This window comes from Streptomyces sp. NPDC043867 (genome assembly GCF_056435845.1).
Map to the genome: position 1 here is coordinate 1 of NZ_JBWKDS010000055.1, position 15060 is coordinate 15060.

A 15060-nucleotide genomic window follows, 5' to 3' on the forward strand; every position below is an offset into this window, starting at 1 on the left:
ATAAGCACCGCCCCGGCGAGACCCCAATGTCCGGTGCGGCGCCGGACTAAGAGGCCGGCCGCCCCCCCCCCCACCCCTCCCCCCCCCCCCCCCCCCTTTTCCCCCCCCCCCCCCGGCGGCCCGTGGGGCGGCGGCGCGGCGGCCGAGGCCGCCTCCAGACGGGCGGTGATGACGAGGGTGCCCTCCTCGATCTGGTAGTCGAGGGGGAGGTCCAGGGCCCGCATCGCGGCGACCATGCCCGTGTTGGAGGCCTGCGTCACGGCGTACACGCTCGCGCAGCCCGCCTCAACCGCCATCGCCACCAGGCGGCCGAGGAGTTCACTGCCGATACCCCGCCGCTGCCACTCGTCCTCGACGAGCAGGGCGACCTCCGTCTCGTCGCCGTCCCACAGAAGGTGCCCGAGGCCGACGATGCGCCCCGACGCGGTCTGCACGGCCAGCGTGCGCCCGAAACGGGGGCTGAGCAGGTGGTTCAGGTAGCGGTCCGCGTCGCTCACGGGACCGTGGTAGCGCATGCTCAGCGTGCGCGGCGAGCACCGCTCGTGCATGGCCTTCGCGGCCTCGTGGTCGGCGGCGTCGGCCCGGCGCACGGTGATGGCGTTGCCCTCGGGCAGGGTCAGGACGTCCAGGGAGCGCGGGATCCGCGGTCCGAGCCGGGCGTCCAGCTCCACCAGGGCCCGCGCCCGCGCGAACTCGGTCGGCGTGAACGGCAGATACGGCCGCTCCACCGTGATCACCCCGCCCTCCGGTGCGCGCAGGCGCATCACCGTGTCCTCCAGCGCGCCCTCCACGGGTGCGGCCTCGACCGCACGGCCGGAGCCCGGGGACCTGGCGGGCAGTGAGCGGATGGTGCAGCGGCCGAGCAACTGCCGCAGTGCGAGCGGTAGTTCGGCGGCGTCCAGGGCGGTCCGGGTGGCCAGCCCCAGGACCCGGGTCGGAGCGTCCACCAGATCGTGGGCGTCGGCCCGCTCGATCCAGGTGCCCGTGCCGCCCGCCAGCGCGACGGCCCGGGTGAGTTCGGCGGCGGCCAGCCCGGCGGGGGCCCGCAACAGGAACTCGTCCACGGTGCCCTCGGTCAGCGGATGGGTCTGCAGACTCAGGATGTCGACCTCGTGGGCCGCCATGGCGGTGCACAGCGCGGCCAGCGAGCCGGGCGCGTCCTGCACCGTGGTCCGCATCCGCCACAGGACGGTGGCCCCCGCGGCGCCCCCGGGTGCCGACGAGGACGGAACCGTCCGCCCGTCGCGCCCGGCCTGCCACCCCGCGGCGGCCGGCCGGGCGCCGGTATCGCCCGTCGGCGGCGCATGACCGTGGCGTCGTGCCCACCAGATGTGGAAGCCGGCCGTGGCGACCAGGACGACGGCCGAGATCGCCAGCAGGGCGGGGCCGCCGGGGCCGTGCCCGATCAGGTTGGCCACGGCGTCCGCCACCGCCACGGCGGTGAACAGGGCGGCGAGTTCGACGAGGTCCCGCCGCCAGTGGTGCACAGGACGACCGTGCTTCGCACGCGTCACGTCAGACAGGTCTGGAGTCATGCAGCCACTGTGAAGGAATGGTGTTGCGTGATCGCGAACGCATTGTGACCGATCGGTAAAGTGTCCTCTGTTCCTTTTGTTCCAGTTTCTACGATTGCAGCGCTTCCGGACTCCGGCCGGGCGACGCCCCGGGCGGCCGTCAGCCGGACGCGAGGAGTGCATGGGACTCCCTTTCGCCCCTGGGGTCCGTCCTCAGGAGCCGTGCCGCACGCGCACGCAGCCCGGGCGTCAACCGGTCCGCCGCCCTCACCAGTTCGGACCGCGCGGCGGAGTCCTCCAGCCGGTCGAAGTGACGCTCCACGAGCTTGAGCGCCCGCTCCTGCACCGCCGAGTCGTGGTGCGCGAACGCCGGAGCCACCGCGGGCAGCAGCTCGGGCACCGTGGACGGATCGCGTCTGATGACCTTGTGCAGCAGGATGAGCTGGGTGCGCACCAGTTTCTTCTCGCCGCGCGGCAGCACCCCGCCCGACATCTCCGAGAGCCGGCGGGCGGTCAGCTCGCCGTCGAGCGCGAGCGCCCCGAGCATCGTCTGGGCGTACGAGGCCACCGCGGACGGGGCGTCACGGACCAGGGCGATCCATTCGGCGGTGCGCTCCCGCCGCTCGTCCGGCGTGAGGTCCAGCGAGATCAACAGCCGCAGGAACACCCGGTGGTCGGCGGACGAGGCGCCGCGCAGCAGCCGGGTGACACAGCCGTCGACCATGGTCCGGCGGTCCAGGACACCCTCCTCGCCGAGCCGGGCCAGCGCCACCGTCCAGCTGTCGGGCCCCTCCCCGTACTGCCACTCCACCCGGGAGCCGATGTCGTCGGTGGTGAAGAGGGCGGCCGCCAGCTCCGTCAGATGCGGATCCCTCCGCAGCCGGTCGAGGACGGTGTCCCCGCGCTGCCAGACATGGCCGAGGTGTTCCATCCAGCCCTGGACATAGGCGTCGGTCGTCGGCGCGGCACACCCGGAGAGCCGCACGAGCCCGGCCATCAGCGCGTACGGCACACCGGAACCCGGCGGGCGCTGGGCGAGCCGGTGCGTCACATCGGCGAGCCAGGCGGGGTCCCGGTCCCCGAGCACGTCGAGAAGGAGGCCGGGTGACGCCTGTGACCAGCGCGGATCGGCCCCCACGAGCCAGCCGGCCGCCGCGGCTGCCCCGGTCTGGCAGGCCGCTCCGGCCGCGTGCAGCGCGGGCTGGGCGCGGCGGGACTCCGCGTTCCAGGGCGCCGCTCCCAGATCCCTGCGGAGCTGTCTCAGGCCCGGGAGACACGCCCTGCGTTCGGCGTCGGTCATCCCGTCGAGCAGGCTGACGACCTCAGCCGTCCGCCCGGCCCGTACGGCCTCCATCAGTGAACTCATCGCACGCCCCCGTCGATCCTCGGTCTCCCGGCCCCCGCTCTTCGCATGGCCGGTGTCGGCGCGCGGGCGGAGACCGGGGCGTGCGGGGATCGCGTCATGGAAGAACCGTAGAGGCGACCACCGACAATGACCCCCGTGCCGACGGTGGTTGTGAACGGCACGCCGATGACGCGCGGCGAACGGAGCGGCGCACCGGGGGATGACTCCGGTGCGCTGCCCATCCCTTCGAGGGTACGGGACCGGCCGGGATCAGTGACGCCTCACTGCCCGACCCGGCCCGGCTGCAGGACCTTCGTGAACAGCACGGTGCCGTCCTGCTCGCGCAGCCGTACGGTGAGTTCGCCGCTGCCGCCGTCGATGTCGACCTCGCCGAAGAACTGGTAGCCCCCGGCGGGCGAGACGTTCGAAGCGGTGGGCGCCTTCACGAACACCCGGTCTGGCCCGAAGGTGGCGTCGAGCGCGGTCGCCGGGAACGCTCCGGCGTTGAGGGGGCCGGACACGAACTCCCAGAACGGCTCGAAGTCGGTGAAGGCGGCCCGCTCCGGCCGGTAGTGCTGGGCCGAGGTGTGGTGGACGTCGGCCGTCAGCCACACCGTGCCCGTGATCCTGCGGTGCTTGATGTGGCGCAGCAGCTCCGCGATCTGCAGCTCGCGTCCGAGGGGAGCCCCGGGGTCGCCCTGGGCCACCGCCTCGATGTTCTTCCTGCCCTCGGTGGTGTCCGGGACGACCAGACCGAGCGGCATGTCGGAGGCGATCACCTTCCACACGGCGCGGGACCGCGCCAGTTCCCGCTTGAGCCACTCCAGTTGCTCCGCGCCGAGGATGCCCTGCGGGTCGGTGGTCTGGGTACCGGGGGAGTTGGGGTTGCGGTACGTCCGCATGTCCAGCACGAAGACGTCGAGCAGCGGGCCGTGGCGCACCACCCGGTGCACCCGGCCCTCACGGGCGCCCGGCCGCAGGGTGGAGACCGGGAAGTACTCGCTGAACGCGCGGCCCGCGCGGGCGGCCAGCACGTCGACGCTCTTCTCGGTGTACCGGGTGTCCGACGCGGCGATCACCTCACCCGGGTACCAGTTGTTGCGCACCTCGTGGTCGTCCCACTGGACGATTGACGGCACCTGGGCGTTGAAGCGCCTCAGGTTGTCGTCCAGGAGGTTGTAGCGGAAGTTGCCGCGGAACTCCGTCAGCGTCTCGGCGACCTTGGACTTCTCCTCGGTGGTGACGTTGCGCCAGACGCTCCCGTCGGGCAGGGCCGCGGTCGCGGAGATCGGCCCGTCGGCGTAGATGTTGTCGCCGCTGCACAGGAAGAAGTCCGGGTCCAGCGCGGCCATGGCGTCGTAGATCCGGTAGCCCCCGCGGTCCGGGTTGATGCCCCAGCCCTGCCCGGCCAGGTCGCCCGACCACAGGAACCGCACCCCGTGGCGCCGTCCGGCCGGCGCGGTGCGGAAGGTACCGGGTACGGGCTCACCGGTGCGGCGCGGGTCGTCGGGGTCGGCGAGCAGCACGCGGTAGTGGATCTGCTCGCCCGGGGGCAGTCCGCGCAGCCGTGTCGTGCCGGTGAAGTCGGTGTCGGCGCCGAGCAGCGGGCCGTGCCATCTCCGGGGGTTGCGGAAGGACTCGGTGGCCGACGTCTCGACGATCATGCGGGCCGGGCGGTCGGAACGCACCCACACCAGACCGGAGTCGGCGCTCACGTCGCCGGCCTGGACGCCCCAGCCCGCCTTCGGCCGCCCGGACAGGGCGAACGCCGGTGCGGCGCCGGCCGCGGCGGGCAGGGCCAGTGCCGCCGAGGCGGCGAGGGAGCCGCGCAGGACGCCGCGACGGCCGGGGAGCAGAGGGTGTGACATGGATGCGCCTCCAGGGACGGGTTCCGGCCAGTGTGCAGTGCCACAACTACTGGTGCGCCGCAGCGCACGCGCAAACCCCAAGTGAACAACTGACCGCACCCGTGGGGGAACCGGCGTGCGCCCACGGACCGCACCCCCTTGTGCGTGTCCGTCACCCGCACCCCCTGCGCGTGTCCGTCACCCGCACCCCTGCGCGCGTTCGCCACCGCACCCTCTGTGCGCGTTCGTCACCCGCACCCGTGCTCGTCCGTCACCGCACCCCCACCGCCTCCGCCATCACCCGCACCCCCTCGCGGATCCGTGCCGGCGTCAGATGCGCGTACCCGAGCACCAGCCGTACGCCGTCGTCCGCCGCCGTTCCGTAGTCCGCCACGGTGCGGACCGCGACCCCGGCGGCGGCCACCTCGCGCAGGAAGGGGGCCGGGGGCCCGTACCGGTCGGGGAGTTCGGCGATGGCGTGCAGACCGGCGGCGATGCCGGACACCTTCGTGCCGGGGAAATGCTCGTCCAGGGCGGACACGAGCGTGTCGCGCCGCTCCCGGTACGCGCGCTGGCAGCGTCGCAGCTGCCGGTCGTAGTCGCCGCGCTCCAGGAACCGTGCCAGCAGCGCCTGGTCGATCGCCGGGTGGCCGAGATCCATGGTCCGCTTGCGCTCGACGACCTCCTCGGCCAGGGACGCGGGGACGAGGAGCCAGCCGAGCCGGAGGCCGGGTGCCAGGGACTTGCTGACGGACCCGGTGTAGGCGACGCGCTCGGGGTCCAGTCCCTGAAGCGCGCCCACCGGGGCACGGTCGTAGCGGAAGTCCCCGTCGTAGTCGTCCTCGACCACGAGGCCGCCCACCGCGCGGGCCCAGTCGAGCAGCTCGGCACGGCGACGCGCGGAGTAGGCGATGCCCGTGGGGAACTGGTGGGCCGGCGTCGTGACGACCGCGCGCACGCCCGACTCGTACAGGGGGCCGGTCGCCGGCCCCTCGCCGTCCAGCGGGAGCGGGACGGCGCGGAGCCCGGCCGAGGCGTACAGGGTGCCGTGCTCGGGGCTCCCGGGATCCTCCACGCCGACCGTGCGCAACCCGCGCGCGTGGAGAACGAATCCGAGGAGTGTCGTCGCCTGCGCCACCCCCGAGACCACGACGACCCGCTCCGGATCGGCGACCACGCCCCGGCGCCGGGTGAGCAGTTCGGCGAGAGCGGTCCGCAGCTGGGGGAGCCCCCGCGGGTCGGGGTAGCCGAGCGCGTGGTGGGGCAGGTCGGCGAGCACCCCGCGCTGCGCGGCCCCCCACGCGGCCCGCGGGAACAGCGACAGGTCCGGCGTGCCGGGCAGGAAGTCGGCGCGGGCGCCGAGGGGGCGCGGGGCGAGATCACGCGCGCGGGGGCGGCCCGCCCGCACGGCGCCGCCCACCCAGGTCCCGGCACCCCGTCCGCTGCGCAGGTAGCCCTCGGCGGTCAGCTGCTCGTACGCCTCGGTGACCAGCCCGCGCGACACACCGAGGTCGGCGGCGAGTTCCCGGCTCGACGGCAGCCGGGTGCCCGGCGTGAGCCGTTCCGAGCGGACCGCTTCCCGCAGTGCCGCCTGGAGGGTGCGGCCACGCGCGCGTGCGGGCGCCGAAGCGGCCGGCATCAGCAGCTCCCAGGCGGCGGCCCACGGCGACTCCGCACCCGGTGCCGCTCCCGTCCCCGCTTCACGATTGGTCCCCGATGACGTCATGGGAGTGGACCTTAAACCGGGCCGCCGCCGCTCATAGCGTCGCCGCATGAACGTCACCACCACCCGCGGGGCCCTCCTCGCCGCCCTCGCCTGCGTCCTCGTCGGCGGCTCCTTCACCGCGAACAGCGTGCTGGGCCACTACCCGTACGCGGGCGGCCAGTTCCTGCGCTACGCCCTCGCCTGCCTGCTGCTCCTGCCCCTCGTCGGCCGGGGCGGCGCGGCCCCGCTGCGCCTGCTCCGGCCGCGTCAGTGGACGCGGCTCGCCCTGCTCGCGGCGGTCGGCATGGTCGGCTTCAACCTCGCCGTGATCGCCGCCGAACGCACCGCGGAACCGGCGGTCCCCGGGGTCCTCGTAGGCTGCGCCCCGGTGGTCGTCGCCGTCCTCGTCCCCCTCATGGAGGGCCGCCGTCCCCAACGCCTGGTCCTGTACGGGGCGTTGCTGGTCGCGGTCGGTGCCTTCACGGTGCAGGGGTGGGGCCGTACGGACGGCGCGGGCATCGCGTTCTCCGGGTGCGCGCTCGCCGGCGAGGTCGGCTTCGCGGTCCTCGCCGTGCCGGTGCTGCTGCCCCTCGGCCCCCGGCTGCTGTCGGCGACGGTCTGCGGGATCGCCGCGGCCGAGTCGGCGGCGGCCGGGGTCCTCGCGGACGGCGGCGGGTGGCTGCGCGTGCCGGACCCCACCGAGGCGGCCGCGCTGCTGTGGCAGGCGGTCGTCGTCACCGTCGTCGGGTTCGTCTGCTGGTACACGGGCATGCAGCGCATCGGCGCGGAGCGCGCCACGCTCTTCTCCGGCCTCATCCCCGTCGCCGCCGCCTGCACCGCGCCGCTCGTGGGTACGGGGTCCTACGGTGCCGCCCAGGGCGTCGGCAGTGCCCTCGTGGGTGCCGGAGTCGCCCTGGGGTCCGGGGCGTTGACCGCGCGGAGGTGTCGCTCAGCGGCTGCCGTCCAGGATGACGCGCGCCACCAGGGCGGGATCGTCGTTCATGGGGACGTGGCCGCAGCCGGGCAGGCGGACCAGGCGGGCGCGGGGGATGATCTGCTTGGCACGGACGCCCTGGCGCCGGACCAGCAGCCGGTCCCGGGTGCCCCACGCGACGGTGACGGGGACGTCCGGTACGTCGTCCGTGAACTGGACGGTGCTGCCGGCCCTGAGGGTCTCGGCGAAGCCCTCGGCGCGGGCCAGCGCGAGCGTCTCGGCGACGACGGCCTCCGGTGAACGGCGGCCGGGGCGCGCGTAGATGCTGCTCGTCAGCACCGTGCGTCCGGCGGCGGTGCGGGAGAGGCGTTCCACCAGGGGCAGCGGCAGGCGTCGGGCGGCCTGCCGCATCGCCGTCAGCACACCGAAGGCGTACCGCCGTTCGGCCCGGGTCCAGAACCCGGCGGGCGACAGCGCCGTGACGGACCGCACGGCCCTGTCGCGGCCCAGCCCGAGGGCCAGCAGCCCGCCCAGGGAGTTGCCGGCCACGTGCGGGCGGCCGAGCTCCAGGGCCGCGCAGAGCGCGCTCAGCGCGGAGTTCATCGTCGCGAGGTCGTGCGGGAGCCCGTCGGGCAGCACCGGGGACTCGCCGAACCCGGGGAGGTCCACGGCTATCACGTCACGCTCCGCCGCCAGGATGTGGACGACCGGGTCCCACGCCTGCCGGTGGTGGCCTATGCCGTGCAGCAGGAGAAGCGGCTCGCCGGTGCCCACGCGCGCGTAGGACAGGCTCACGGACCGGGGGCCGTGGGGGGAGGGGACGTCGAAGGAGACCGTGGCGGACATGATTGCTGCTCCTCGCCTGGGACACGCTGACGGACGCTTTCGTAGACAGCTTGTCAGCAACTGCTACTGACGGGTAGCCCCCGTGAAGCCCTCGTCGTGCCGACGGGGGCTTCGCCGTCGTGCGCCGGTTCGTCCGTGGGGGGCGGAACCCCGGCCCTCATCCGTGTGTCACCGGCGTCACCCGGCACGAACGCCTCGTGAACGCTTCGCGGCACGGCGCCTGTGCAATCCGTAAGGGATCGAGGATTGGTCTTGACCAAGGGTGGGGCCCGTCCTATGGTCGCAGGGATAGTGCAGGAACCTTTAATAAACAAGGGCGCTAAAACGCCGCCGGGCCACGGCGATTGCGGAGGACAGGGTGGGGACCACGCAGCTGGAAACGGTGCCGGAGCCTAAGTACTGGCATCTCAAGACCGTGCTCAGCGAGGCACTCGACTCCGAGTTCTCGGTGGGCGAGATCCTGCCCAACGAGCGTGACCTCGCGGCCCGCTTCGGGGTCGCGCGCGCCACGCTGCGCCAGGCCCTCGAACAGCTCGAGCTGGAAGGCCGGCTCCAGCGCCGGCGCGGGGTGGGCACCACCGTCGCGCCGCCGCGCGTGGGCGTCGCCGTCGGGTCCGAGCAGCACACCTGGCCCGGCGGGGCCGGCGACGCCTGGCAGCCCGCGGACTGCACGCTGGCCGTGCCGCCCGCGCCGGTGGCCGCCATGCTGGAGACGGACCGCGACGAGGCCGTGCACACCGTGCGGCGGTCACGCGTGACGCACGGGCAGCCGGTCGCCGCCGAACTGCTCTACGTGCCGGCCTCCTCGGTGCCGGACCTCACCTCCATCGACGCGCCCTCGGGTCCGGCACGCGCGCGTGCCGTGCTCCGCGAACTCCAGCGCCTCGGGCTGGAGAGCCAGGACCGCGCGGTGGAACTGGGCTCCGCCCGCGCGGACGACGCCAAGGAACTCGACCGCCTCCCCGGGGCACCCGTCCTCGTCGTCACGACCCGGTTCTTCGCCGAGGGGCGCACCGCGGCCGTCTCGCTGGCCACCTACCGCGCCGACACCTGCCGGCTGACCTTCGGGGACTCCGGCGGCGTGGAGATCCACCACGACCCGGAGCGCCGCGCCTCCTGAACCACCGGCACCCGGCGCCCGTACGCGGCCCCGCCGCACGAGCCGCACACGTCACGCCCCGGCCCGCGGGGCGTGACGTTTCTCGTCCGCCGCGGGGCGTCAGCGACGTGCGGTGACCGTCCCCTCCACCGCGAACAACTGCTCCTCCACGTGGTCGAGGGCCAGCCGCAGCGCCCCCGTCGCGACCGCCGCCTCGCCCAGCAGGGACAGCGCCACCTTCGGCGGACGCAGACAGTAGCGGGCCAACTCCCGTCGCAGCGGCTCCAGTACGCCGTCCAGACCGGCCGCCCAGCCGCCGATCACGACCAGCTCGGGGTCGAGCGCCAGCACGAGCGCGGCGACGTCGTGGACCAGCCGCTGGATGTAACGGTCCACGGCGGCACGGGCCCGCGTATCGCCCTCGCGCGCGAGGGCGAAGACATCGGCGACGGCCTGCTCGTCGAGGGGATGCAGCGGCTCGTCCGTCGTCGACAGCAGCGTCTCCGGCGTCGCCCCGCGGCCCAGCAGATGCAGCGCCCCGATCTCCCCGGCGGCGCCGCCGTAGCCCCGGTGCAGCCGCCCGCCGATCAGCGATCCGGCGCCCGGGCTCAGGCCGGCCAGCACGAACACGATGTCGTCGGACTCCGTCGCCGAGCCCTTCCAGTGCTCGGCGACCGCCGCCGCGTTCGCGTCGTTCTCGACCAGCACCGGGCACTTGAAGGACCGGCTCAGCCGCTCACCGAGACGCAGGCCCGTCCACTCCGGCAGCGCCGTGCCGAGACGTACGGTGCCGTCCGCCTCGACGATTCCGGGGCTGCCCACGCCCACCGCCCGCAGGGAGCTGCGCGCGACGCCCGCCCGGCGCAGCAGTTCGGCCACCGCGCCGCGCAGCCGCTCCAGCCGCTCGTCCGCGGGAGCGGTCTCCTCGACGTCCTTGGAGATGGCGCCCAGTACCCGGCCGTCCAGGTCGGCGAGGAGCGCGGCGACCCGGTGCGGGCCGATCTCCAGGCCCAGCAGGTGCCCGGCCTCGGCCCGGAACCTGAACCGCCTCGCCGGGCGCCCCTGACGCCGCGCGGCACTGTCGTCGGCCGCCTTCTCGACGACCAGCCCGCCCTCGATCAGCCCCTCGACGACGCCCTCGACCGTGGGCCGGGACAGCCCGGTCACCCGGGTGATCTCGGTGAGCGTCGCGCAGTCCGTGGCACGCAGTGCGTGCAGCACGACCGCGGAATTGATCCTTCGCAGCAGAGAGGGGTCCCCGCCGGTCAACTGCCCCAACGTCTTTCCTCCCAGCTCGTGCGCGTGTTGGCCGGATCGTACTCGGCGCGGCGGGCCCCGGCGAGTGCCGGGACCCCCACGTCGACCGGCGGGTCCCTTTCAGCCGGGTGACACGAACCCCGACTCGTACGCCGTGATGACGGCCTGCGTGCGGTCCCTGGCGCCCTGGACGAGTCGGACAGCGCGTCCGACCCGCTCTTCTCGGCGCTGTTCGGCGTCAGCTTCGGGCAGATCGCGGCGATCGCCTTCGGCGCCCGGGCCGTCTCGGCCGAGTTCCGCCGCGGTGCGCTGCGGGTCTCGCTCACCGCGGTGCCGGACCGGTCGCGCCGGTTCGCGGCCAAGGCACTGGCGGTCGCCGTACCGGCGCTGGCCGTCGGCCTGGTCGCGGGAGGTGCCGGGCTGGCCGTGGACCGAGGTCGCCGTCACCGCCGCCTGGGCGGTCGCCGCCCTGTGCGCGGGAGCGTGGAGCGTACGACGCCGGGACGCCTGACCCTCGCGAAGGCCGCTCCCGTCGGGGCCCGTGTGCAGCGGCTGACGGGCCGCCAATTGTCAGTGGGGGCCGGTTTACTGGACAACATGACCATCGCGCGGCAACTCGCCACGATCGACCGGCTGTGCTCCGAGGCCTTTCCCGCGGAGCACGGCCGGTCAGACGTCGGCACCGGGGGACCGGGCTACCACCTGGCCGAGCTGGCCACGAGCGGCGACTTCTGGGAGGACGACGGCACGGGCCGGGAGGAGACGGAGGAACAGTACGAGGCCGACCGGGACGGACTCACCGAGCGGCTCACCGGGCGGTGGGGGAGCCCGCAGCGCTTCTCACTGGCGAGCGTCCTGGAGCGGTCGGCCGACGGGGAGGAGATACCGGAGCCGTGGGGCACGCTGAGTGCGCACGTGCCGGACCTGCACCTCTGGAAGGAGGACCGGCACGGCCGCTGGGTCGCGCTCGGGGTCTCCCAGTGGGACAAGGAGCTCCCGTTCCAACTTCTGGCCCTGGTCACGGACATAGACCCGCCCTGACCCGCGGGCCGTGGTTCCTGGCGTGCGTGTGGAGCGGGTTCCTGGCATGCGTGTCGTGGGTTTCTGTCGTGCGGCAGTGCGGCGCTGCGGGCGGCCATGCGGCCACGGACGGCGTGGGTGGCCTAGGGCCTGTCGTTTGGATCAGGCTGGCTGTGACCGACGGTTCGTCCTGACCGGCCCGAGCGGGGTCTGGCGTGTGCAGCTGCAAGGCGGAGGAGGGAGTCGACGCGGAGCGTCGGCGACCGACGACAACGCCGCAGATGTGCGTGCCAGACCCCGCGACGCCGGCATGATCCAAACGACAGGCCCTAGGCGCCGGCGTCTGCCGTCTCCCGCAGGAGCGCGAACTCCTCCGCCATCGTCGCGGCCGTCCAATGGGCGTTCAGTCCGCTCGGGTTGGGCAGCACCCACACGCGGCTGTTCCCGATCGTCCGCTCCTGCGGCCCCACCTTCGCCCTGCGGTCGTCGAACGCGGCGCGGTACGCGGTGACGCCGACCACCGCCAGCCAGCGGGGACGCAGCCGTTCCACCTTGGCGCCGAGCAGCCGGCCGCCCTCGCGGTACTCCTCGGCGGTCAGCTCGTCGGCCCGTGCCGTCGCCCGGGCCACCACGTTCGTGATGCCGAGCCCGTACGAGAGCAACTCGTCCTGCTCGGACGGCTTCAGCAACCGCGGTGTGAAACCCGACAGGTGCAGCACGGGCCAGAAGCGGTTGCCCGGCCGGGCGAAGTGATGACCGGTGGCTGCCGTCATCAGGCCGGGGTTGATGCCGCAGAACAGGACGCGGAGGCCGTCCGCGACGACATCCGGCACCAGGCGGTCGCGGGCGGCCTCCAGCTCCGCCGGAGTGAACCGGGTCAGAGGATCGCCCCCGGCGTGTAGCCCGCGGCCTGCGGGTACCGCTTCACGATCTCCTCGATCCGGCTGACGACGACGGCCACCTGGTCGGCGGCGGCCCCCGTGAAGGACAGCTTGTCGGCCATCAGCTCGTCGAGCCGCGCACGGTCCAGCGGGATGCGCTCGTCCGCGGCGAGCTTGTCGAGCAGCTCGTTGCGCTCGGCGCCCTGCTCGCGCATGGCGAGGGCGGAGGCGACGGCGTTCTCCTTGATCGCCTCGTGCGCGACCTCGCGGCCGACACCCGCCCGCACCGCGCCCATGAGGACCTTCGTGGTCGCGAGGAAGGGCAGGTAGCGGTCCAGCTCGCGGGCGACGACGGCCGGGAAGGCGCCGAACTCGTCGAGGACGGTCAGGAAGGTCTCCAGCAGGCCGTCCAGAGCGAAGAACGCGTCCGGCAGCGCGACCCGGCGCACCACCGAGCACGACACGTCGCCCTCGTTCCACTGGTCGCCCGCCAGCTCGCCCGTCATGGAGGCGTAGCCCCTCAGAATCACCATCAGGCCGTTGACGCGCTCGCAGGAGCGGGTGTTCATCTTGTGCGGCATCGCCGACGAGCCGACCTGGCCCGGCTTGAAGCCCTCGGTGACCAGCTCGTGCCCGGCCATCAGCCGGATCGTCTTGGCCAGCGAGGACGGGGCGGCCGCCAGCTGCACCAGCGCGGTCACCACCTCGTAGTCGAGGGAGCGCGGGTAGACCTGGCCGACGGACGTGAACGCCTGCGAGAAGCCGAGGTGCCCGGCGATGCGCTGCTCCAGGTCGGCGAGCTTCGAGGCGTCGCCGCCGAGCAGGTCGAGCATGTCCTGGGCCGTGCCGACCGGGCCCTTGATGCCGCGCAGCGGGTAGCGGGTGAGCAGTTCCTCGACCCGGGCGTGGGCGACGAGCAGTTCGTCGGCGGCGGTCGCGAAGCGCTTGCCGAGGGTCGTGGCCTGCGCGGCCACGTTGTGCGAGCGGCCGGCCATGACCAGCTCGCCGTACTCGCCCGCCAGCTTGCCGAGACGCGCCAGCACGGCCACCGTACGGTCGCGCACGAGCTCGAGCGAGAGCCGGATCTGGAGCTGTTCGACGTTCTCCGTGAGGTCCCGGGACGTCATGCCCTTGTGCACGTGCTCGTGCCCGGCGAGATCGTTGAACTCCTCGATCCGCGCCTTGACGTCGTGCCGCGTGACCTTCTCGCGCTCCGCGATCGAGGCCAGGTCGACCTGGTCGAGCACGCGCTCGTAGTCGGCGAGGGCGGCGTCCGGCACCTCGATCCCGAGGTCCTTCTGGGCCCGCAGCACGGCGAGCCAGAGCTGACGCTCCAGCTTGACCTTCTGCTCGGGGGACCAGAGCGTGGCGAGCTCGGCGGAGGCGTAGCGTCCGGCGAGGACGTTCGGGATACGGGGCTTTGCAGGCGCGGCAGTCACGTGTACGGATTCTACTGGCGATTCGTGCAGGCCAGCGCCGCGGGGTTGTTCGTCGGAAGCTACGAGTCCGTCGTGGCCGGCGGGCGCGGTGCCGCCCACCCCGCCGGCTCCGCCCCTCCCCGCCGGAGACGCCCCGCCTACGCGTCCGGCCTCTCCCACGGCAGCAGGTCGGGCCGTTTGGCCGGCAGGCCGTCGCCGGACGAGCGGCCGGTCAGCCGGCGTCCGATCCACGGCAGCAGATGCTGACGGGCGAAACGGACGTCAGCGGTGCGGCGGGCGATCCAGCCGGGCGGCGGGCTGGGCGGTATCGGCGCGTGCCAGTCCGCGTCCTGCGGGTCGTAGCCGAGTGACTGCCAGACCGCCTCGGCGACCCGCTGGTGGCCCTCGGACGTGAGATGGAGCCGGTCCACGTGCCACAGGCGGGGGTCGGAGAGCGAGGCGGCCCCGTACAGATCGACGACGAGCGCGCCGTGCCGGGCCGCGAGGTCGTCGATGCAGGTGAACAACTCCTCCATGCGCGGCCGGAACCGTTCGAGCACCGGGCCGTTGCGGCCGGGGCTGCGCATGAGCACGAGCTGTTTGCAGGAGGGGGCGAGCCGTTCGACGGCCTCCTCCAGGAGCGCGCGGACCCGGCCCATGTCGCACTTGGGCCGCAGCGTGTCATTGAGGCCGCCGACCAGCGTGATCACGTCGGGTTCCATGGCGGAGGCCAGCGGCACCTGCTCGTCGACGATCTGCCGGATCAGCTTGCCGCGCACCGCGAGATTGGCGTACCGGAAGCCGGGTGTGTGGGCGGCCATCCGGGCGGCGAGGAGGTCCGCCCAGCCCCGGTACGAGCCGTCGGGCAGCAGGTCCGACATGCCCTCGGTGAAGGAGTCGCCGACCGCGACAAGGCTGGAGTAGGTGGGGTTCGTCTGCATGGCGAAAGCGATGGTAACGCGGCTCCATACCCGCCGGTCGGTCGCCCTGCCGCCACGGGCGGCCGAACGGCGGGGCCGGGCTGCCCGGCGGTACGGCGTGGCGCGGCCAGGGGGTACGGCGCCGCACGAACGGCCGTGTGACAGCGTGTTGCCCCGGGGGCGCCCTTTCTACAGCGTTCCCCGGTGGCCCCCCCACCGCCGATGCGCCTAGCAGAAGGGCCGAACGCCCGTATCAGCGCCCCCCTTCTTCCCC

The 15060-nt window shown here is 73.7% G+C and carries 11 protein-coding genes and 2 pseudogenes; 3 read left to right on the forward strand and 10 right to left on the reverse strand.

The genetic code is table 11. The features are described 5' to 3' along the window. The 4 genes from AC069T_RS34950 to pdxR all read right to left on the reverse strand — a co-directional run. Positions 1–1535, reverse strand: a 1535-nt coding sequence (locus tag AC069T_RS34950) for a GNAT family N-acetyltransferase (protein ID WP_478786564.1), incomplete at its 3' end; no start/stop codon positions are given. Positions 1536–1674: 139 nt separating this feature from the next. Continuing rightward, the gene (locus AC069T_RS34955; protein ID WP_478786565.1) at positions 1675–2880 is read right to left on the reverse strand and encodes a hypothetical protein; all 1206 of its coding nucleotides are present in this window, start codon (positions 2878–2880) and stop codon (positions 1675–1677) included. A 260-nt stretch (positions 2881–3140) separates the two neighbouring features. Continuing rightward, the gene (locus tag AC069T_RS34960; protein ID WP_478786566.1) at positions 3141–4727 is read right to left on the reverse strand and encodes an alkaline phosphatase D family protein; all 1587 of its coding nucleotides are present in this window, start codon (positions 4725–4727) and stop codon (positions 3141–3143) included. Between the two features lie 250 nt (positions 4728–4977). Next, entirely contained in the window at positions 4978–6432 is a 1455-nt protein-coding gene (gene pdxR / locus AC069T_RS34965; protein ID WP_478786567.1) for a MocR-like pyridoxine biosynthesis transcription factor PdxR, read from the reverse strand. Between the two features lie 46 nt (positions 6433–6478). On the opposite strand from pdxR, the pseudogene AC069T_RS34970 reads away from it, so the two are divergent. After that, a pseudogene (locus AC069T_RS34970) lies at positions 6479–7267 on the forward strand (EamA family transporter); the annotation flags it as partial. A 93-nt stretch (positions 7268–7360) separates the two neighbouring features. Here the strand turns inward: AC069T_RS34970 and AC069T_RS34975 are convergent. Then, positions 7361–8191, reverse strand: coding sequence for an alpha/beta fold hydrolase (locus AC069T_RS34975; protein WP_478786568.1), 831 nt, complete (start codon positions 8189–8191; stop codon positions 7361–7363). A 358-nt stretch (positions 8192–8549) separates the two neighbouring features. Here AC069T_RS34975 and AC069T_RS34980 point away from each other — a divergent pair, with 358 nt between their 5' ends. Beyond that, positions 8550–9311, forward strand: a complete 762-nt coding sequence (locus tag AC069T_RS34980) for a GntR family transcriptional regulator (RefSeq protein WP_476750786.1) — start codon at positions 8550–8552, stop codon at positions 9309–9311. A 99-nt stretch (positions 9312–9410) separates the two neighbouring features. Here the strand turns inward: AC069T_RS34980 and AC069T_RS34985 are convergent, their stop codons facing one another. Continuing rightward, complete coding sequence (locus AC069T_RS34985; protein ID WP_476750787.1) at positions 9411–10568, reverse strand: ROK family transcriptional regulator; 1158 nt, start codon at positions 10566–10568, stop codon at positions 9411–9413. Between the two features lie 99 nt (positions 10569–10667). Further along, a pseudogene (locus AC069T_RS34990) lies at positions 10668–10751 on the reverse strand (DNA-binding response regulator); the annotation flags it as partial. 393 nt (positions 10752–11144) lie between these two features. Between AC069T_RS34990 and AC069T_RS34995 the strand changes: the two are divergent. Continuing rightward, positions 11145–11588 carry a hypothetical protein gene (locus AC069T_RS34995; protein WP_478786569.1) on the forward strand — a complete coding sequence of 148 codons (444 nt, stop codon included), beginning with the start codon at positions 11145–11147 and terminating at the stop codon, positions 11586–11588. A 308-nt stretch (positions 11589–11896) separates the two neighbouring features. Here AC069T_RS34995 and mug read toward each other — a convergent pair whose 3' ends face one another. From mug to AC069T_RS35010, 3 genes are all read right to left on the reverse strand, one after another. Next, a complete protein-coding gene (mug, locus tag AC069T_RS35000) occupies positions 11897–12448 on the reverse strand; it encodes a G/U mismatch-specific DNA glycosylase (RefSeq protein ID WP_478786602.1) in 552 nt (183 codons plus the stop codon). Continuing rightward, entirely contained in the window at positions 12445–13887 is a 1443-nt protein-coding gene (gene purB, locus AC069T_RS35005) for an adenylosuccinate lyase (protein ID WP_478786570.1), read from the reverse strand. Before purB ends, mug begins: the two co-directional genes overlap by 4 nt. Before the next feature lie 137 nt (positions 13888–14024). Further along, positions 14025–14807 carry an SGNH/GDSL hydrolase family protein gene (locus tag AC069T_RS35010; RefSeq protein WP_478786571.1) on the reverse strand — a complete coding sequence of 261 codons (783 nt, stop codon included), beginning with the start codon at positions 14805–14807 and terminating at the stop codon, positions 14025–14027. Positions 14808–15060: the final 253 nt, after the last annotated feature.